The sequence below is a fragment of the Agromyces salentinus genome, assembly GCF_009749395.1.
In the GTDB taxonomy this organism is placed as follows: domain Bacteria; phylum Actinomycetota; class Actinomycetes; order Actinomycetales; family Microbacteriaceae; genus Agromyces; species Agromyces salentinus.
Window position 1 is genome coordinate 138893 of record NZ_WBIR01000002.1, and the last position, 17840, is coordinate 156732.

The following is a 17840-nucleotide window of genomic DNA, read 5'->3' on the forward strand; positions in this document are numbered from 1 at the left end:
ATGCCTCGGTCGGGTTCAACCGGCGGGGACGCCCGCGGCGACCGGCAGCAGGGCGGATGCCTCGAACCGACCGGCACCGATCCGGCGTTCGGTGCCGTCGGGCATGCGCACGACGGCCGTGGTGCCCGAGGGGATCTCGGCGCTCAGGTGCATCCGCTCCCCCTCGATGCGCCAGTCGACGGCGAGCGTTCCCTGGGGGCTCTCATGCGTTCCGCGAGCCCAGGTGATGCCGCCGCCCGGGACGGGCGCGATGACGACCCGCTCCCAGCCGATCGAGTCCTCCTGCTGGCGGAGCCCGAGCGTGTGCGTGTGCAGGAACCGCATGGCGGCGCCCTTGCTGTAGTGGTTCAGGGACTCGTGGGCTTCGCCGTGCTCGTCGATGCCCTCCCAGTCCTCCCAGACCGTGGTGGCGCCGCGGTCGAGCATGTACCGCCACGACGGCGCGGTGCGCTGCTGCAGGAGCTCGTACGCGACATCCGCACGACCGCCGTCGGCGAGCACCGGCAGCAGGTCCCCGGTGGCGAGGAAGCCGGTGCCGACGTGGGTCCCCGCGTCGCGGATCAGCTCGACGAGCCGATCGAGCGCGCGATCGCGGAGGTCTTCCGGGATGAGCCCGAACGCGAGGGCGCGCACGTACGCGGCCTGGCTGTCGGTCGAGGTGGTGCCGTCAGCACGCAGGTACGCCTGACGCCACGCGGCCGCGACGTGATCGGCGACGACCGCGTAGCCGGCGGCCTCGTCGGGGCGGCCGAGGATCTCGGCGATGCGCGCGAGGGTCGCGGTCGAGCGGTACAGGTAGGCGGTACCGACCTCGCCCTTGTCCGCCATGAACCATGCCATGGGGTCGTCCTTGATCGGGTCGATGCGATTGCCGTCGGCGTCGCGCTGCCTCGGCTCGGTCCATTCACCCCAGTGGAACGTGCCGTCCCAGAGGTACTGCTCGAACGGCTCCGGGTCCGGCGAGGCCTGCACGCGGGCGTGGTGCCGCGTCGTGCGCGCCTGCTCGAGGGCCCACTCGACCCAGCGCCGCATCGCGTCGACGTTCTCGGCGAGCACCTGCTCGTCGCCGTACGAGCGGTAGAGCTCCCACGGCACGGCGATGATCGCGTCGCCCCAGCCGGAGGACCCGGTCATCATCGCGAACTGGTCGTCGAGGTGCTGCTTGATGCGGCGCCCGTCGGGCGAGAAGTTCGCGATGCGACCGTCGTCGAGCTGGTCGTCGCGCACCGAGCGCAGCCACTTGCGACTGAACCCGAGCACGTCGTAGAGGCGGGTCGCGGTCGGCGCGAAGACCTGGTAGTCGCCGGTCCAGGCCAGGCGTTCCCGGGTCGGGCAGTCCGTCGGCACGTCGACGGCGTTGCCCCGGAAGCTCCAGTCGGCGATCTCGTGCAGGCGGTTGAGCTCGTCGTCGCTGCACGCGAACGTCCCGGTTCGGACGAGATCCGTGTGGACGATCCGCATCTCGACCGACCGGGCCTCGACGGGCCGGCCGTCGGTGCGCGTGATGCGGGCGTACTGGAAGCCGTGCACCGTGTGCCGGGGCTCGAAGATGCCGCCGGCCTCACCCGCGACGACCTCGTCGCGCTGGACGAACGCCTTGGGCGCCTCGCCCGGGCGCTCGGAATCCAGGTGCGAGGTGCAGAGGTCGCCGTCGCGATCGAGGGCCTCGCCGTAGTCGATCACCGTGCGCGTTCCCGACTCGCCGAGATCGCTCAGTCGGATCCATCCGGACGCGTTCTGGCCGAAGTCCGCGATCCACGCGCCGCCCGGGAGTCGGCGAAGCTCTTGCGGCGCTCGGGTCTCGATGACGCGGACCGGAGGTGCGGGCGACCAGTCGATGGCCGGCGCGTCCACGACGTCGATCAGGACCGGCACCGGCACCGCTTCGGCTTCGGCTGCCGACAGGTCCAGCGTCTGCCCGTCCATCAGGTCGGCCCTGGTGATCGCGGATCCGGAGCACGTCCAGGTCGCATCGCTGCGGACGACCTGCCGGGTTCCATCGGCGAACCGCAGGTGCAGTTCCGCTCGGGCGCCGAGCGTGGTGCCCCACCCGGCCGGCAAACGGAATGCGCCGACCTGCCCCCGGTACCAGCCGTCGGAGAGGACGACCTCGATCCGGTTCTCCCCCGTGCGCAGCGACGTCGTCACATCGGCGGCCTGCGCAAAGAGCGTGCGGTCGTACGACGTCGAGCCCGGCGCGAGTTCGCTGGTGCCGGCCCGTTCGCCGTTCACGGTCGCCGTGGAGAGGCCGAGTGCGGTGCTGTACAGCCGCGCGGCGACGACGTCGCCGTGGACCGTGAAGGTTCCGGCGAGCACGTGCGCCGCCCTCTTCCCGTACCCCGCATCCTCGGACGAGCCGACCGTGGGCTCCACGGGCGAGATCCACGACGCCGACCAGTCCTGGTCCAGCAGGCCCGACTCGAAGGCCGCCCACTCCGACCACGCGGCATCGGACGCCGTGGCGCGGACGCGCCAGCGCACCCCCTGCGCGCTGCCGAGGGCATCGAAGGGCCACGGCACCAGGCGGCGACCGTCGACTTCCGCGACCGCGGGCGTCGCTCCGTCGACCTCGGCCTCCACGCGGTAGGCGGAGCGGATGTCGCGGTCCACCGGGTCCTTCCAGGAGAGCCGAGGCCGTGACCCGGTGACGGCGAATCCGTCTCCGCCGCTGTCGACGGCGAGGTCGTGGGGTGCAGTGCGCATGGTCGATCGATTCCGTTCGAGGTCCTGGTTCTGGTCGTGCGTCGGGCGAATCGGCCGGCTATCGGATGGACTTCACCTTGAGCAGGATGATGAGACCGCCGATGAGGGCGAAGACTCCGCCCGCCAGGTACAGCAGCGTGTAGTTCTTCTCGCCGCCGATCGCGCCGATCGTGATCACCAACCCGGCGAGCATCGGGGCGATCGCGCTCGGGATCTTCTGTGCGAACTGGATGACGGCCATGTAGCGGCCCGCTTCGTTGCGTTCGGGGATGATCGCGAACACGATGGCCTGGTCGACGGTCGCGAAGACGGCGATCGAGAGCTGCATGGTCACGGCACCCGCGATGATCTGCGGGAGTGACCATGCGGTGGCCTCGAGCACGGCGCCGCCCACGAAGAGCACGGCGGCGATCATCACGAACAGGCGCCGGCGCTGCAGCTTGTCGGAGAGGAACCCGCCGACGAGTGCGCCGATCGTCGCGGCCAGCACGCCGACCATGCCCACGGTGGCGACCACGCCGGCGACCTCTCGGACCGGCATGTCGAGTCGTTGCGCGTAGAAGAACGTGCCGAATGTGGTGTTGAAGTACAGGCCGACGAAGAACACGAAGCGGCCGAGCCAGTTCCACGCGAAGTCCGGGTACTTGCGGATGCTGAAGCCGTAGCTCATGAACACGGACTTCGCCGTGACCTCGGTCGACGGCGCCAGGCCCTTCGAACTGCCCTCGGGCTTCACGAGCGGGAACAGCACGATCAGCACGGCGCCGATGACGCCCGGCACGAGGAACACGAGGAAGGTGCTCGACGAGACCGCGTAGGCGACGCCGATGCCGAGCACGGGTGCGATCTGCGTCATCAGGCCGGTCAGGGCGGAGACGCGGCCACGCTGCTGTTCGGGAAGCTTGTCGGCCTGGAGCGTCTGCAGCGCCGCACCGGCGATCGACCAGCCCACCATGCCGAGGATCCAGCCCGCCCCGACGATGAGGAGTTCGGGGGCGAGGCCGATGATGACGAGTCCGACCAGGCCGATGGCGGTGCCGAGGAAGAGGAAGGGCGCCCGTCGGCCGAACCGCGACCTCGTTCGATCGCTCCAGATGCCGACGAGCGGGCTGATCAGCAGGTACGCGACCTGGGCGGTGCCCGTGATGTACCCGAGCACCTCCTCGTGACCGGGCGCGAGCTCGGTGATCCGCACCGCGATGCCGTACGAGAGCGGCACCATCATCGCCATCGACGCGCCGAAGCTCGCGAGCATGAGCCAGAGGATGTATCCCCTGCTCATGGGCTGCGTCGGCTCGGAGGTCGCGCCGGGTGCCCGGCCTGCGCCGCCGGAGCTGTCGCGTGTCGCGGCATCCAGGTCGGACGCGGGTGCGATGCCGACCGGCGTGTTCGCAGTGATGCCGGCGGCGCTGAGCTGCTCCGCGTCGGGCACGTTCTTCGTCACCATTGACTCCTTATCGGGGTGAAACCGACCCCGCGATCGTACGCGCAGTCGAGCTGGGCAACCACCCAAAAGTAACCACCGTGGTTACTTGAGCGCAACTGTAACCAGATCGGTTACTATTGGCAAGTCCGGCTCCCCCGAGGCCTGCCAGACTGGGACCGTGGAACTGGGATCAGGAGACGAGATGCAGGGATCGACCTCCGTCGCACCGACGGATCGTTCGCCTGACGGCGGGGTCTCCGGTCGCGGGGCCGCATCGACATCCGCTCCCTCCCGCCCCGCGCGCCGGGGCCCCTATGCGAAGACCCCCGCACGGCGCGCCGAGATCGTCCGCGCCGCGCTCGCGAGCTTCGCCGAGCACGGCTACGAACGGGCGTCGCTCCGCGACATCGCGGCACGGGCGGACGTCACGCATGCCGCGCTGCTCCGCCACTTCGCCAGCAAGGACGACCTCCTCCTCGCCGCGCTCGCCCAGCGGGACGCGGACGACGAGGAACTGGCGCACCGCATCATGCAGTCACCGGTACCGGCCGAACGCGTGCTGTCGAGCGTGCTCGCCGACGAGTTCGCGCACCCCGAACGCCAGCGCAACTGGCTCGCCATCACCGTCGCGGCGACGAACCCGGAACACCCCGCCCACGACTTCTTCATCGCCAGACGCGAACGGATGCGGTCGCATCTCTCGAGCGGGCACCTGCCCACGGCGACCGCCGGCGAGGAGATCACCGCGGACGAGAAGGTGACGATGATGATGGCGATGATGGACGGCCTCCGCATCCAGGCCCTCCTCGACCCGAACCGCCCGACGCTGCCCCTCCTCGAGACCTTCATGCGACTGTTCGTCAGCGCGGACGAACAACGCTGACGGCGCCCACCGTCCACCTCCGGTCCCCGAAGGCCATCGCGAGCGCTTCGATCGCGGCGCTCCGGTGGGCGACTCGGACCGCGCCACCGCGGCCGCGGTCTTCGAACCGACCGACCCGGCCCAAAATGTTAGCTGCTAACATTTGACCATGAGTCGACCTTCCAAGCGCGCGCGGACCTCCGATGCGCTCGTGCAGGCGGCGCTCGACCTGTTCGAGCAGCAGGGCTACGAGGCGACGACCGTCGGTGAGATCGCCCGTGCCGCCGGGGTCACCGAGATGACCTTCTTCCGTCACTTCCCGGCGAAGGAGCAGGTGCTGCTCGACGACCCGTACGACCCGGGGCTCATCGCGGCGATCGGCGCCCAACCGCTCGACGATCCCCCGTTCCTCCGAGCGGCCCGGGGCGTCCGCGGCGCCTGGCGAGCACTCCCCGAACCCGAGGCGCCCGTCATCCGCCGGCGGGTGCGCCTCATCGCGGCGACACCCGCGCTGCGGGGCGCGATGTGGCGGTCGACCGGCAACACCGAGGCCGCCATCGTGGGGCAGCTGGTCGACGACGGTGCGCCGGTCGAGGTCGCGCGCGTCGCCGCCGCCGCGGTGCTCGCCGCGCTCGTCACGGGCCTCTACACGTGGGCGGAGTCCGCCTCGACGTCGCTCGCCGACGCGATCGAGCGCGCGCTCGACGTCATCGAGGTGCGCGCATGAACCAGGCGCACTCGGTACCCCTGCTCGAGGGCCACGCACTCGTGCGGCGGTTCCCGGGCGGCGCGGGGGTGAATGGGATCGACCTCGCGATCGCACCCGGCGAGGTCCACGCGATCGTGGGACTGAACGGTGCGGGCAAGACGACCCTGATGCGGCTCCTGCTCGGCATGCTCGGGCCGCAGTCCGGATCCGTGCTCCTCGACGGAGTCGACATCGCCGACGCCCCGCCGCAGGTGTGGGCCGGTGCGGGCCACCTCGTGGAGCACCCGCTCGCCTACCCCGAGCTCGACGTGCGTGCGAACCTGCAGGTCGCCGCCCGCCTGCACGGCCTCCGCCGGGCTGCTGCCGCCGACGTCGCCGAGCGGGCCATCGCCGAGTTCGACCTCGCGCGCTACGCCGGAGTGCGTGCGAGCCGACTCTCCCTCGGCAACCGGCAACGGGTCGGCCTCGCCGGCGCCCTGCAGCACGGCCCTCGGCTCATCGTCCTCGACGAGCCGACGAACGCCCTCGACCCCGCGGGGGTCATCCTCCTGCGCGAGGCGCTCATCCGTCGGGTCGGAGCCGGTGCCGGCGTCCTGGTCTCGAGCCATCATCTCGACGAGGTCGCGCGCATCGCCGACCGGGTCACGGTCGTCAACGCGGGCCGCGTGATCGGAATGCTCGATCCCGGCGGGATCGACCTCGAGCGGGCGTTCTTCTCGCTCGTCCATGCCGACGACGTCGAACGGTCCGCCGCATGAGCACGCTGCTCGGCACGGCCATCGCCGTCGAGGCGCGAAAGGCGCGCGGCGCGCGCGTCATGCTCTGGATCACGGTCGCGCTCCTCGGCGGTCTCGGGGCCCTCACCGTCGGCATGCGGCTCGGGGCCGCCTCGGGCGATGCGCAGGTGCTCGCCAAGCTCGGGCCGCTCGCCGACGTCGAGGGCTGGGCCGGCCTCGTCGGCGTGGTGGTGCAGATCACGGCGGCCGGCGGCCTCCTCGCGTTCGGCGTGGCCCTCAGCTGGATCTTCGGTCGCGAGTTCGCCGACGGCACGGTGACCGGTCTCTTCGCCCTGCCGGTGCGCCGCTCGGCCATCGCCATCGCGAAGCTCGTCGTCTTCCTCGGGTGGGCCGTGGGCGTCGCGGTCCTCGCGACGTCCGTGATCGCGGCGGTCGGGCTGCTGCTCGGATACGCGGACACGGATGCCGCGGGCGCGGCGGAACTCGTGCGCGTCCCCGTCCTCGTGCTGCTCACGGCGCTCATCGCGACGCCGGCCGCGTTGGCCGCCTCGCTCGGGCGCGGCCTCCTGCCCGGCATCGCCGCGACGGTCGGCACGATCGTGCTGGCCCAGGTCATGGCGGTCATCGGCGTCGGCGAGTGGGTGCCGTTCGTGACGCCGGCCCTCTGGGCGATCGCGCCGTCCACGGTCTCCCCTGCGGCCCTGGTCGCGGTGCTGTCGGTGCCGCTCGTGTTCGGCGCACTCACCACCCTCGTCTGGGCGCGCCTGCAGCTGGATCGCTGATCACCAGCCCGTGACGAGCAGGTGCTGCACGACGAGGGCGAAGCCGAGCTGGCCCGCGAAGCCCCGCCGTCGCCACCGCTCCGAGAGCAGCGCCGTGCCGACGAGGAGCCACGGCACGAACGGCAGCCAGATGCGCTCGACCTCGGCCTTGCTCATCTGCGAGAGGTCGGCCGCGAGGATCGTGAGGGCGGCCGCGAGCGCGAGCAGCACGACCACGCGCTCTCCGGTCGCGACCTCGCGCCACCGGATGCCCCGCCCGATCGCCATCGCCGCGGATGCGCCCACGAGCGGGCCGGCGCTCACGGCGAGCGCCGCGAGGTTGCCCCAGATCCAGTACGAGAACTGGCGGCGGCTCGCGATGCCGTCCCAGTAGCGGTCCACGAGCACGGGGTAGGCCTCCCACCAGGCGAAGCCGAACGCCGCGAACACCCCGACGACCGCGAGCGCGGCGAGGACCGCCCATGGCAGTGGCGTCCACGATCGGGCGAGGGCGAGGACGGCGATCGCGAGCAGGCCGAGCAGCGGCAGCCCGTACGAGAGCATGACGCAGGTCCCGAGCAGGAGCCCGGCGAGGACGCCCCAGCCGACCAGCGCGCTCCGCGAGCGAGCGGTCGCGGAGAACCCCAGCGAGCACAGTCCCCAGGCGGCGACAGCGGTGAACATGCCGTCGGCGGAGACCGCCATCCAGATCGCCGCCGGCCCCATGACCAGGAACGGCGCCGCACGCCGCGCCCACGGCTCGGATCCGAGACGGCGGAGCAGCACGAGCACGGCGACGGGCGTGGTCGCGGCGATCACGAGCACGACGAGTCCCGCGGCGAAGCCGCTGCCGAGTCCGAGCTGCACGAGCACGACGAAGAACAGCAGCGCCCCTGGCGGGTGACCGGCGATGTGCACGGGCCAGTTGTCGGCCGAGTCGAGCGGGATGTGCTCGACGTACTCCCGGAGCGTCGCCGGGAAGTTGGTCACCGCGCGGGCGGTGCGAAGGTACTCGTACTGGGTGTCGAGGATCACGCCGATGCCGTCGGCCCCGTCGACCGTCGCGAGGCTCAGGAGCCACGCGATGCCCACGAGGAGGGATCCCGCGAGCAGGTGCCCCCACCTCGCGCGGGCCGCGGCATCGACGCCGTACACCGCCGCCGCGAGCGCGAGCACCACGGCGGGCAGCGTGCCCGGCCCGAGCCGTGGCGACCACTCCGCGTGCAGCGGCGGGAAGGACTTCACGTGCACGCTCTGCCCGAGCAGCACCGGCACGAGCATGGCGAGCCCGATGAGGAGCACGGCTGCGCCGAGTCCGATCCACGGCGCGAGGCGCCCGGTGCGGGGCGCGGCGCCTCGTACGGTGTCCGTCGGATGCATCGCCACGTCCCGACCCTACGAAGGAGCGGGTGCCGCCGGGCGCACCGACTCTTACGAAAGCGGAACGGACGGAACGACGGCCGCGACATCCGGATGCCGCGTGACGCCCGCGTCTTCGAACCGTAAGGTCCTGCCGCTGCGGCCGGGCACGCTGGGTGCTCGACTTGATCGCATGTCCAACGTCACCGGCCGCGCCGCCGCGCGCCTCGCCGAGCGCATCGCACCGCTCATGCGGCGGGCGCACGACACCGCCGACGACCCGGTGAAGTCGCCGCGCACGGCGGTCGTGGTCGGCCGGCTGCTCGCGACCGCGTTCCTCGTGTGCTTCGCGACGGGGCTGTACAGCCACGTGCTGCAGCATCCCGCGTCGTGGCTCGTCCTTCCCACCCGACCGGTCGAGCTGTACCGGTTCACGCAGGGTGCGCATGTGATCAGCGGCATCGCCGCGGCGCCGCTCCTGCTGGCGAAGCTCTGGAGCGTGTTCCCGAACCTGTTCACCTGGCCGCCGGTGCGGTCCCTGCCGCACCTCCTCGAGCGCGTGTCGATCGCCGTGCTCGTCGGCGCCGCACTCGTGGAGGTGACGATCGGCCTGCTGAACATCGTGCAGTGGTATCCCTTCCCGTTCTCGTTCCGCACGACGCACCTCGCGCTCGCGTGGGTCGTCATCGGCGGGCTCTCCATCCATGTGGGGGTGAAGCTGCCGGTGATCGCGAGGCACTGGCGGCGGCGGGACGAGGACCGGCACGGCACGTCGGATGCCGCGGGGCGGGTCATCTCGCGCCGCGGATTCGTGACGGCCGTCGGCGCGGCGGCGGCATCCGCCGTGGTGCTCACGGCCGGCCAGAGCGTCGACGCCCTCGCTCCGATGAACGTCTTCGCGCCGCGCCGCATGGGCGTCGGGCCGCAGGGCCTGCCCGTCAACCGCACCGCCGCCCAGGCCGGCATCGCACCGGCCGCCGTCGGGCCGGCATGGGCGCTCGAGGTGCACTCGTCCGCAGGCACTCGCGCCTTCGACCTCGACGCGCTCCGACGGATGCCGCAGACCGACGTGGTGCTGCCGATCGCGTGCGTCGAGGGGTGGAGCCAGAGCGCCTCGTGGCGCGGGGTGCGACTCATCGACCTGCTGGCGACGGCCGGTGCGGAGCCCGGCGGGCCGCTGGTGTTCACGAGCGTGCAGGCGGAGGGCGCTTTCGCGCGCACCACGATGCCTCCCGAGTACGCGCGGGACCCGCTCACCCTCGTCGCGCTCGAGCTGAACGGCTCCGTCCTGCACCTCGACCACGGCTACCCGGCGCGGGTCATCGCACCGGGGCGGCCGGGCGTCATGCAGACGAAGTGGCTCCGGGCGATCGAGGTGACGGCATGAGGCTCGCCCGCGGCATCCTGATCGCCCTGGGCGTCGGCCTGACCGCGATCGGCGGCATCGTGCTGCTCGTCGACGTGCCGCCTGAGCGCTACCTCGGCATCGCGACCTGGGTCGGAGCGGCGATCGTGCTGCACGACGGCGTGGTCGCCCCCGTCGTCGTCGCCGTCGGGCTCGGCGCCGCTCGCGCGGACCGGCGCCTGGGCCGTGGACCGGTGGCCGTCGTCCAGGGTGCGATGCTCGTCGGCGCGATCCTCACGGCGATCGCCCTTCCCGCGCTCATCGCGTCGCTGCGGGGCAACGCCAACCCGACGATCCTCGTCGGCTCCTATGCGAGCTCGCTCGCCGTCGCCTGGGCCCTCGTCGCCATCACGGTCGCCGTCGCGGCCGTGGCCGGCGTGCGGCGTGCATCGCCTTCCTCCGCGCGCGCGGCGCGGAGGAACTGACGCCCGGCCGCCGCCCACCGCATGACGACGGCGAGGCCGGCACGCACCACGGCCGATTCGGCCTCGAGCGTTCCCATGCGGGCCCACGGGAACGGATCGCTCTCGTGCCCGTCGTCGTCGACGAGGACGCAGGTCGAGCAGACCGCGAGGGCGTCATCCGGGTCGACCTCGATCACCAGCGACCCACCCGGGGCGAGCAGTGCCGCGCAGCGCCGGAACAGCGCCTCGGGATCGCCGCCGATACCGAGGTTGCCGTCCATCAGCAGGATGGTCTGCCACCGGCCCTCGAGCGGCAGCCGGTCGAAGACCGACCGCTGGAGCGCGAGGCTCCCATCGACCCGGGTGCGTGCGACCGCGTGCGACGCGATGTCGATGCCGAGGGCGGGGATCGCCCTGGCAGCGGCGGCGCGCACCATCCGCCCGGGCCCGCAGCCGACGTCGAGCGTCGGCCCCGTGGCGGCATCGAGCGCGGTGAGGTCCGCCGGGCTCGCCGCGCGCACCCAACTCCCGACGTCGAGGAGGAAGGGGTCGTGCGAGCCGTCGACGCTGCGCAGCACGAGCGAGGCCGGACGCGGCCCGGTCAGCACGCGCACGTAGGGTTCGCCGCGACCCGCCCCGAAGACACCCGACGTCGCGATCACGAGCCGGCTCCGGCCCTCGACGCCCCCTGCGCGAGCCGGCGGTACTCGCTCGCGAACCTCGTGCCGGGCGCGGCCGCCGCCACGGCCGCCGCGGAGTCCATCGTGTCGACGTCGGTCAGCACGGGCAGCGCGCCGACCGCGAGCCCGGCATCGCGAAGCCTGGCGAGTTGCACGGCACCGGTGTCGGGGCGCGACATCGGCACGCCTCGGATGACGTCGCCGCGGGGCGCCCGCATCCAGAGCGCCCAGAACCCGCCATCGGTCGCGCCACCGAGCCAGGCGTCGAAGGCGGGATCCCCCGCCGCGGGCGTCCCGAAGACTGCAGCGACCTGGTGCGCTGCGAGCTGCGGCGTGTCCATGCCGACGAGGAGGGTCGGTCCGGTCATCTCGTCGAAGAGTCGCGCGAGGCGTTCGTCGAGGCTGCCCTCGCCCTGCGGGATGACGTCGAACCCGAGGGCGGAGGCGAGGTCAGGCACCCGGTCGCCGGCGAAGCAGAGGACACGGCGCGATGCGGGCAGTGCCGCGACGGCGGCGATCACGTCGTCGAGGCTCGCCGCCGCGATCCGCGCGGCCTCCTCGAGTGAGAACGGCGGACTCAACCGGGTCTTCACGCGGCCCGGCACGCACTCCTTGGCGATGATGACGACGGTCGTCATCGCGGCACCTCCGCGAACATCCGGGACATGTCGGCAACGGCGGTGAACGTGCCGCGCACCGTGCCGGTCACCTTCGAGCGGCCTTCTCGCGGCGTGTACGGCACGTCGACCTCGCGGATGCGCCATCCGGCCGCGGCGGCCCGCAGCACCATCTCGAGGGGGAAGCCGCTGCGACGGTCTCGGATGCCGAGCGCACGCAGCTCGGCCGTGCGCGCCACGCGCATCGGGCCGAGGTCGTGGAGGCGCACGCCCGTGCGCCGGCTCATGCCGGCGGACAGCACGAGGTTGGCGAACCGGGCATGCGGCGGCCACGCCCCGCGGGTGGTCGGTCGACGCCGGCCGAGCACGAGGTCGGCCGGTCCCAGGCCCTCACCGCCTCCTCCGCCGTCGTGTCCCGCGCCACCGGTGCCCCGGCCGCGCTCGCCGTGCTCGCCGTGCTCGCCGTGCTCGAGCATCGCGACGAGTCGAGGCAGCTCGGCAGGGTCGAGTGAGGCGTCGGCGTCGCAGAACGCCACGTACGCGGCATCCGCGACCTCGAGGCCCGCGTTCGCGGCCGCGCCGAACCCGCGACGCGCCTCGTGCACGACGAGGGCGCCCAGCTCCCGGGCGATCTCCGCCGAACCGTCGGTCGAGCCGTTGTCGACCACGATCGCCCTGACGCCCGCCGGCACGCGGCCGAGCACCCACGGCAGGGCCTGCGCCTCATCGAGGCAGGGCAGCACGAGGTCGACACCGGAACCGGACATGCTCCGACGCTAGGTCCCCGCCACCGTCCCGGCACCGGGGCAAGTCTTACGGATCGCGAACGGATGTCCCGTCCGGCCGTTGCGTCGACGGACACGGTCGTAGTCTGTGAACGTGCCACCCACCGCCCCATCGACGACCGGGAACGAGGACCTCGTCGGCCGGCGCGTCCTGCTCGTCGATGACGACCCGACGGTCGCCGAGGTCGCCTCGAGCTATTTGCGCGCGGGCGGCTTCGTCGTCGAGGAGGTCGGCGACGGGTTCGCCGCCCTCGACGCGGTCCAACGCACCGAACCCGACCTCATCGTGCTCGACCGCATGCTGCCCGGCATCGACGGCATCGAGGTCTTCCGGCGGCTGCGCGAACGCATCTCCACGCCGGTCATCATGCTCACCGCGCTCGGCACCCCGGACGACCGCATCGCCGGCCTCGAGGCCGGCGCCGACGACTACCTGGCGAAGCCCTTCTCGCCGCGCGAGCTGGTGCTGCGCGTCCAGTCGGTGCTCCGCCGGTCGATCGACGAGTTCACGCCCGAGTCCGTGCTCGAATGCGGTGCGTTCCGGCTCGACCCGTCGGCACGCGTCGCGACCCGGGCGGGCGAGGAACTCGCACTCACGGCGCGCGAGTTCGACCTCTTCGAGTTCCTGCTGAAGCATCCGAACCAGGTGTTCAGTCGCGAGGACCTCCTGCGCGCGGTCTGGCGATGGGACTACGGGGACCTCTCGACCGTGACCGTGCACGTGCGCCGGCTGCGCGAGAAGATCGAGCCGGATCCCCGCTCGCCCACCATGCTGACGACCGTCTGGGGCGTCGGCTACCGGTTCACGATGGGCGGTGCCCCCGATGCCCTGGTCTGACATCCTCGCGATCGCGAGCGTCGCGCTCGTCACGAGTGCGATCGTCGGCGCGATCAGCGTGCTCGCCCTGCTGATGCTGCGACGCGCCTCGCTCGTCGTGCAGATGCTCGTGCTGCTGCTCACCGCCATCGTCTCCGTCGTCGCCAGCATGGTGGGCGTCGCGAACGAGATGTACCTCTCGGAGCACGACCTCACCGTCGCCGTCGCGGTCGCCGGCATCTCGGGGCTCGTCTCACTCGTGCTCGTGGCGGTGTTGAGTTGGATCGTCGCCCGCACCTCCCGCTCCCTCTCCGCCGCCGCCCGGCGCATCGGTGCGGGCGAACGCCTCGAATCCGCCGGACGCTACTCGAACAGCGAACTGAACGCGCTCGCCGAGGAGCTGGTGTCCACGAGCGCCAAGCTCGCCGAGGCGCACGAACGCGAACAGCGCATCGAGGCGTCGCGGCGCGAGCTCGTCGCGTGGATCTCACACGACCTGCGGACCCCGCTCGCCGGCATCCGGGCGCTGGCGGAATCCCTCGAGGACGGCATCGCGCCCGACCCCGCCAGGTACCACCGGCAGATGCGGATCCAGGCCGACCAGCTCTCGAGCATGGTCGACGACCTCTTCGAGCTCTCGAAGATCGACTCCGACGCGCTGCACCTCTCGCTCAAGGAGGTGTCGCTCTCCGACATCGTCAGCGACACCGTCGCCGATCTCCGCCCCGTGTCGCGTGGGCGGGACATCCGCGTGGAGGTGCCGCTCGCCCAGGACCTGGTCGTCACGGCCGACCCGCGCGAACTGTCCCGGGCGATCGCCAACCTGCTCATGAACGCGATCCAGCACACGCCCGACGGCTCGCCGATCACCGTCGCGGTCGGGCTCGTCGACGACCGCGCCATGGTGTCGGTCATCGACGCGGGAGGCGGCATCGCCGAGGACGACCTCGATCGCGTGTTCGAACCGGCCTGGCGTGGTTCGAAGGCGCGTACGCCGTCGCTGCAGGACGGCTACTCGGCCGGTGCCGGCCTCGGGCTCGCGATCGTGAAGGGCATCATGAGCGCGCACCGCGGCGAGGTGGCCGTGCGCAACGTGCCGGGCGGCTGCCGCTTCGACCTGCTGCTGCCCGCGACCCTTCAGTGAGCGGATGCCCCGTCCGCGGCGAACTCGCGCAGCCCGGTCTCCAGCGGCACGAGCGCCTTCCAGCAGAGCTCCTCGCGGGCCCGTGACGACGACGCGGTGATGTGGCGCACGTCGCCGAGGCGGTACTCCCCCGTCACGATGGGCTCCCGGCCGCCCATCGCACGCGCGAGGCCGGCAGCGACCGCCCCGACCGAGGTCACGGATCCCGACCCGACGTTGAAGGCGCGTGCCGTCGAGGGCGGGAAGTGGACGAGCCGGTCGGCGGCCGCGAGGTTCGCGCGCGCGACATCCGAGACATGCACGAAGTCGCGTCGCTGCGCTCCGTCCTCGAACACCCGCGGCGCCTCGCCGCGCGCGATCATCGATCGGAACAGGGCCGCGACCCCGGCGTACGGGGTGTCGCGGGGCATCCCGGACCCGTAGACGTTGTGGTACCGCAGCATCGCCGCCGTTCCGCCCGTCGAACGCGCCCAGGTCGTGACGAGGTGCTCCTGGGCGAGCTTGGTGAGCGCGTAGGCATTGCGCGGGTCGAGGGCATCCTCCTCGGTCACGAGGTCAGGCGCGAGCCGCTGCCCGGTCTCGTCGACCGGGTCGAAGACCCCGGCCTCGAGGTCGCGGACGGTCCGCGCCGCCGGACGCCTGCGTCGACCAGCGTCGTCCACGTACGCGCCCTCTCCGTAGACGACCATCGATGAGGCCAGCACGAGGCGCCGCACCCCGGCACGCGCCATCGCCGCGATGAGTTCGGCGGTACCGAGCACGTTCGTCGCGGCGTAGTCCGGCGCATCGGCGAGGTCGACGCCGAGCCCGACCTTCGCGGCCTGGTGGAGCACGGTGTCGACGCCTTCGAGCACGCCATCGAGGACGTCCGGGTCGCGGATGTCGCCGCGAACGAACCCGACGCCGTCCGGCAGCCGCTCGCCCGCCACCGCCGGGTGCTCCGTTCGGTGCACGTCCGGCCGCAGCGAGTCGAGCACGCGCACGTCGCGCCCCTCGGCCAGGGCGAGCGCGACGATCTCGCTGCCGATGAACCCGGCGCCGCCGGTCACGAGGAGGGTCATCGCAGTGCCGGTCGGGCCAAGATCAAGGCGATGGCCTCGTCGTCGATGAGCGGTCGCGGCGCGTAGGCCTCGGGAATCGCCTCGACGATGCGGCCGACGGCCTCGACGACCCGTCCGCGCACCGTCGCGAGCCTGCGGAACACCAGTTCGGCGGTGGCGGCGTCGGGATCGTCGGCGAAGTTCCCGCTGTCGGTGTCGGTCACGATGGCGAGGGTGACCGTCCCGATGCCGAGTTCTGCCGCGAGCGCGACCTCGGGGCAGAGGGTCATGTTCACCAGGTCCACTCCCGAGTCGCGGAACAGCCGCGACTCGGCGGCCGTGGAGAAGCGCGGCCCCTGGATGACCGCGACCGTCGCCCGTGGCGCGGCATCCGGGAGGGCATCCGTGGCGAGGCCGCGGAGGACCGGGCAGAACGGCTCTGCGAAGGGCAGGTGGCGCACCGTCTCCTCGTCGTAGAACGTGTCCGGCCGACCGTGCGTGCGGTCCACCAGTTGGTCGGGGATCGCGAGCGATTCGGGCGGCAGCTCGGACCGGAGCGAGCCGACGGCCGCCGTGGACACGACGGCGCGCACCCCCATGCTCGCCAGCGCCCAGAGGTTCGACCTGGCGTCGATGCGGTGCGGTGCGACGGTGTGCCCGGCGCCATGCCTGGCCACGAACACGACCGACCTGCCGGCGAACTCCCCGACGATGATCTCCGCGCTCCCGTAGGGGGTCGCGACGTGCCGGATGTCGCCGTCGACCAGATCGCCCAGACCCGTGCCGCCGATCAGCCCAACGATGCTCGCCATCCCACCACGATGCACGCTCCACCGGCAGGCCGGTCCCTCGGTTCCTTACGGTCCCGTGACGGAGGAGGACTCGGACACCGTTTCGACGTCACGGATCCGTAACCAGTCCGGCCGCCCGACGAGCCGTGCCGCGGATAGCGTTGGGCCCCGGGCGGATGCCCGTCCAACGACGACAGGTCCAACGACGACAGGACGAAGATGTCACGCGCACGAATCGGAACCGCGGCGATGCTCGCCCTCGTGGCGATCGCCGTGAGCGGCTGCACCACCGGATCGCCGGGAGCGGCCGCAGGCACGGGCGCTCCGAGCGAGGCGGCGTCATCCGAAGCCCCTGCTCCCGCTCCATCGGCCGAATCCGACGCCGACGCCGACGTGCCCGGAGACGGCTCGAGTCCCGCGACCGAGGATGCAGCCTCACCCGGCGCGTACGTCGACTACACCGACGGGGCGATCGAATCGACTCCAGGTGCGAAGGTGCTGTTCTTCCACGCATCCTGGTGCCCGAACTGCCGGGCGCTCGATGAGCAGCTGCGCTCGGAGGGTGCACCCGAGGGCCTCACCGTGTTCAAGGTCGACTACGACGATCGCACCGACCTGCGCCAGCAGTACGGGGTGACGATCCAGACCACCGTCGTCTTCGTCGACGACCGCGGCGATGCGATCTCGAGCACCGTGCTCTACGACGACCCCTCGATCGAGTCGCTCATCGCGGCCATCCCGTGACGGCATCGCTGCTGCTGAGCCTCGCCGCGGGCGTGCTCACGGTGGCCGCGCCCTGCGTCCTGCCGCTGCTTCCCGTCGTCGTGGGCGGCGCCATCGTGCGCGATGGCGGTTCGGCACGGGGCGCCGCCGGCGGTGGTCGGGCGACTCGGACGGACCGGTGGCGGCCCCTCGTCATCGCCGTCTCGCTCGCCGTGAGCGTCGTCGTGTTCACCCTCCTGCTCAAGGCGTCGACGTCGCTGCTGGGTGTTCCACCGCAGGCCTGGCAGCTCGTCTCGGGCGGCATCATCATCTTGTTGGGCGTCGACCTCCTCGTTCCGGCCGTCTGGGACCGGATCTCGATGGCGCTCGGCCTGCAGGCCCGATCGGGCGCGATGCTCGATCGTGCCGTTGCGCGGCGGAGCACGACCGGGGACATCATGACGGGTGCGGCCCTCGGCCCCGTCTTCTCCAGCTGCAGTCCGACGTACGCGCTCATCGTCGCCGCCGTCCTCCCGGTGTCGTTCCTCGAGGGACTGGGGTTCGTCATCGCCTATGCGGTGGGCCTCGCCGGCACGCTCCTCCTGATCGCCGTGCTGGGGCGGCGGCTCGTGCGCCGGCTCGGCTGGCTCGCGAACCCGAACGGGTGGTTCCGCCGGGTCATCGGCGGAATCTTCGTCCTGGTCGGGGTGGCGGTGATCACCGGACTCGACAGGCAGCTGCAGACGTGGATCCTCGACGCCGGGCTCTACGATCCGATCGCCCGGCTCGAGGAGCTGCTCGGCGTCGGTTGAGCACCCTTGGACCGCGCCAGGGCAATGCAAGATCAGAGTTCCACCGGATGACCGATCGTCGACCGTGCCCGTGCCGCGGACGGGCA

At 72.1% G+C, this 17840-nt stretch carries 18 protein-coding genes; 10 read left to right on the forward strand and 8 right to left on the reverse strand.

Going from position 1 to position 17840, the window contains the following annotated elements:
- Positions 1-15: 15 nt before the first annotated feature.
- Together GQQ95_RS03515 and GQQ95_RS03520 are read right to left on the reverse strand one after the other, a co-directional pair.
- Positions 16-2703: a family 78 glycoside hydrolase catalytic domain gene (locus GQQ95_RS03515; RefSeq protein ID WP_157426271.1), complete on the reverse strand. Its 2688-nt coding sequence runs from the start codon at positions 2701-2703 to the stop codon at positions 16-18.
- 58 nt (positions 2704-2761) lie between these two features.
- Positions 2762-4150: an MFS transporter gene (locus tag GQQ95_RS03520; protein ID WP_157426272.1), complete on the reverse strand. Its 1389-nt coding sequence runs from the start codon at positions 4148-4150 to the stop codon at positions 2762-2764.
- Between the two features lie 181 nt (positions 4151-4331).
- Here GQQ95_RS03520 and GQQ95_RS03525 point away from each other — a divergent pair, with 181 nt between their 5' ends.
- From GQQ95_RS03525 to GQQ95_RS03540, 4 genes are all read left to right on the forward strand, one after another.
- A complete protein-coding gene (locus tag GQQ95_RS03525; RefSeq protein WP_157426273.1) occupies positions 4332-5012 on the forward strand; it encodes a TetR/AcrR family transcriptional regulator in 681 nt (226 codons plus the stop codon).
- 148 nt (positions 5013-5160) lie between these two features.
- Positions 5161-5718, forward strand: coding sequence for a TetR/AcrR family transcriptional regulator (locus tag GQQ95_RS03530; protein ID WP_157426274.1), 558 nt, complete (start codon positions 5161-5163; stop codon positions 5716-5718).
- The gene (locus GQQ95_RS03535) at positions 5715-6458 is read left to right on the forward strand and encodes an ABC transporter ATP-binding protein (protein ID WP_157426275.1); all 744 of its coding nucleotides are present in this window, start codon (positions 5715-5717) and stop codon (positions 6456-6458) included. The genes GQQ95_RS03530 and GQQ95_RS03535 overlap by 4 nt, the downstream gene beginning before the upstream one ends.
- Positions 6455-7219: an ABC transporter permease gene (locus GQQ95_RS03540; protein ID WP_157426276.1), complete on the forward strand. Its 765-nt coding sequence runs from the start codon at positions 6455-6457 to the stop codon at positions 7217-7219. The genes GQQ95_RS03535 and GQQ95_RS03540 overlap by 4 nt, the downstream gene beginning before the upstream one ends.
- Here GQQ95_RS03540 and GQQ95_RS03545 read toward each other — a convergent pair whose 3' ends face one another.
- Positions 7220-8578, reverse strand: coding sequence for a hypothetical protein (locus GQQ95_RS03545; RefSeq protein WP_157426455.1), 1359 nt, complete (start codon positions 8576-8578; stop codon positions 7220-7222).
- A gap of 172 nt (positions 8579-8750) precedes the next feature.
- Here GQQ95_RS03545 and GQQ95_RS03550 point away from each other — a divergent pair, with 172 nt between their 5' ends.
- Together GQQ95_RS03550 and GQQ95_RS03555 are read left to right on the forward strand one after the other, a co-directional pair.
- A complete protein-coding gene (locus GQQ95_RS03550) occupies positions 8751-9944 on the forward strand; it encodes a molybdopterin-dependent oxidoreductase (RefSeq protein WP_246205164.1) in 1194 nt (397 codons plus the stop codon).
- Positions 9941-10387, forward strand: a complete 447-nt coding sequence (locus tag GQQ95_RS03555; RefSeq protein WP_157426277.1) for a hypothetical protein — start codon at positions 9941-9943, stop codon at positions 10385-10387. The genes GQQ95_RS03550 and GQQ95_RS03555 overlap by 4 nt, the downstream gene beginning before the upstream one ends.
- On the opposite strand, the gene GQQ95_RS03560 is transcribed toward GQQ95_RS03555, so the two are convergent.
- The 3 genes from GQQ95_RS03560 to GQQ95_RS03570 are packed head-to-tail and all read right to left on the reverse strand — an operon-like array spanning position 10270 to position 12430.
- Positions 10270-11028, reverse strand: coding sequence for a class I SAM-dependent methyltransferase (locus GQQ95_RS03560; protein WP_212275258.1), 759 nt, complete (start codon positions 11026-11028; stop codon positions 10270-10272). The genes GQQ95_RS03555 and GQQ95_RS03560 overlap by 118 nt on opposite strands.
- Positions 11025-11684, reverse strand: a complete 660-nt coding sequence (locus GQQ95_RS03565) for a TIGR04282 family arsenosugar biosynthesis glycosyltransferase (RefSeq protein WP_157426278.1) — start codon at positions 11682-11684, stop codon at positions 11025-11027. Before GQQ95_RS03565 ends, GQQ95_RS03560 begins: the two co-directional genes overlap by 4 nt.
- Positions 11681-12430 carry a glycosyltransferase family 2 protein gene (locus GQQ95_RS03570; RefSeq protein WP_157426279.1) on the reverse strand — a complete coding sequence of 250 codons (750 nt, stop codon included), beginning with the start codon at positions 12428-12430 and terminating at the stop codon, positions 11681-11683. The genes GQQ95_RS03565 and GQQ95_RS03570 overlap by 4 nt, the downstream gene beginning before the upstream one ends.
- A gap of 106 nt (positions 12431-12536) precedes the next feature.
- Between GQQ95_RS03570 and GQQ95_RS03575 the strand changes: the two genes are divergently transcribed.
- Entirely contained in the window at positions 12537-13286 is a 750-nt protein-coding gene (locus GQQ95_RS03575; protein WP_425482550.1) for a response regulator transcription factor, read from the forward strand.
- Complete coding sequence (locus GQQ95_RS03580) at positions 13273-14409, forward strand: sensor histidine kinase (protein ID WP_157426281.1); 1137 nt, start codon at positions 13273-13275, stop codon at positions 14407-14409. The genes GQQ95_RS03575 and GQQ95_RS03580 overlap by 14 nt, the downstream gene beginning before the upstream one ends.
- On the opposite strand, the gene GQQ95_RS03585 is transcribed toward GQQ95_RS03580, so the two are convergent.
- Together GQQ95_RS03585 and GQQ95_RS03590 are read right to left on the reverse strand one after the other, a co-directional pair.
- A complete protein-coding gene (locus GQQ95_RS03585; protein WP_157426282.1) occupies positions 14403-15470 on the reverse strand; it encodes an NAD-dependent epimerase/dehydratase family protein in 1068 nt (355 codons plus the stop codon). The two genes, GQQ95_RS03580 and GQQ95_RS03585, sit on opposite strands and share 7 nt — an antisense overlap.
- The gene (locus GQQ95_RS03590; protein WP_157426283.1) at positions 15467-16261 is read right to left on the reverse strand and encodes an MTAP family purine nucleoside phosphorylase; all 795 of its coding nucleotides are present in this window, start codon (positions 16259-16261) and stop codon (positions 15467-15469) included. The genes GQQ95_RS03585 and GQQ95_RS03590 overlap by 4 nt, the downstream gene beginning before the upstream one ends.
- A 198-nt stretch (positions 16262-16459) precedes the next feature.
- Here GQQ95_RS03590 and GQQ95_RS03595 point away from each other — a divergent pair, with 198 nt between their 5' ends.
- Together GQQ95_RS03595 and GQQ95_RS03600 are read left to right on the forward strand one after the other, a co-directional pair.
- The gene (locus GQQ95_RS03595) at positions 16460-16984 is read left to right on the forward strand and encodes a thioredoxin (RefSeq protein ID WP_157426284.1); all 525 of its coding nucleotides are present in this window, start codon (positions 16460-16462) and stop codon (positions 16982-16984) included.
- On the forward strand, positions 16981-17754 hold the full coding sequence (locus GQQ95_RS03600) for a cytochrome c biogenesis CcdA family protein (protein WP_157426285.1): 774 nt from the start codon (positions 16981-16983) through the stop codon (positions 17752-17754). Before GQQ95_RS03595 ends, GQQ95_RS03600 begins: the two co-directional genes overlap by 4 nt.
- The last annotated feature ends 86 nt before the right edge of the window (positions 17755-17840 follow it).

What these genes read in the sequence shown, in the direction of transcription:
- GQQ95_RS03515 (WP_157426271.1), bottom strand. Translation starts at nt 2,703, where the DNA reads ATGCGCACTGCACCCCACGACCTCGCCGTCGACAGCGGCGGAGACGGA.
- GQQ95_RS03520 (WP_157426272.1), bottom strand. Translation starts at nt 4,150, where the DNA reads ATGGTGACGAAGAACGTGCCCGACGCGGAGCAGCTCAGCGCCGCCGGC.
- GQQ95_RS03525 (WP_157426273.1), top strand. Translation starts at nt 4,332, where the DNA reads ATGCAGGGATCGACCTCCGTCGCACCGACGGATCGTTCGCCTGACGGC.
- GQQ95_RS03530 (WP_157426274.1), top strand. Translation starts at nt 5,161, where the DNA reads ATGAGTCGACCTTCCAAGCGCGCGCGGACCTCCGATGCGCTCGTGCAG.
- GQQ95_RS03535 (WP_157426275.1), top strand. Translation starts at nt 5,715, where the DNA reads ATGAACCAGGCGCACTCGGTACCCCTGCTCGAGGGCCACGCACTCGTG.
- GQQ95_RS03540 (WP_157426276.1), top strand. Translation starts at nt 6,455, where the DNA reads ATGAGCACGCTGCTCGGCACGGCCATCGCCGTCGAGGCGCGAAAGGCG.
- GQQ95_RS03545 (WP_157426455.1), bottom strand. Translation starts at nt 8,578, where the DNA reads ATGCATCCGACGGACACCGTACGAGGCGCCGCGCCCCGCACCGGGCGC.
- GQQ95_RS03550 (WP_246205164.1), top strand. Translation starts at nt 8,751, where the DNA reads ATGTCCAACGTCACCGGCCGCGCCGCCGCGCGCCTCGCCGAGCGCATC.
- GQQ95_RS03555 (WP_157426277.1), top strand. Translation starts at nt 9,941, where the DNA reads ATGAGGCTCGCCCGCGGCATCCTGATCGCCCTGGGCGTCGGCCTGACC.
- GQQ95_RS03565 (WP_157426278.1), bottom strand. Translation starts at nt 11,684, where the DNA reads ATGACGACCGTCGTCATCATCGCCAAGGAGTGCGTGCCGGGCCGCGTG.
- GQQ95_RS03570 (WP_157426279.1), bottom strand. Translation starts at nt 12,430, where the DNA reads ATGTCCGGTTCCGGTGTCGACCTCGTGCTGCCCTGCCTCGATGAGGCG.
- GQQ95_RS03580 (WP_157426281.1), top strand. Translation starts at nt 13,273, where the DNA reads ATGCCCTGGTCTGACATCCTCGCGATCGCGAGCGTCGCGCTCGTCACG.
- GQQ95_RS03585 (WP_157426282.1), bottom strand. Translation starts at nt 15,470, where the DNA reads ATGACCCTCCTCGTGACCGGCGGCGCCGGGTTCATCGGCAGCGAGATC.
- GQQ95_RS03590 (WP_157426283.1), bottom strand. Translation starts at nt 16,261, where the DNA reads ATGGCGAGCATCGTTGGGCTGATCGGCGGCACGGGTCTGGGCGATCTG.
- GQQ95_RS03595 (WP_157426284.1), top strand. Translation starts at nt 16,460, where the DNA reads ATGTCACGCGCACGAATCGGAACCGCGGCGATGCTCGCCCTCGTGGCG.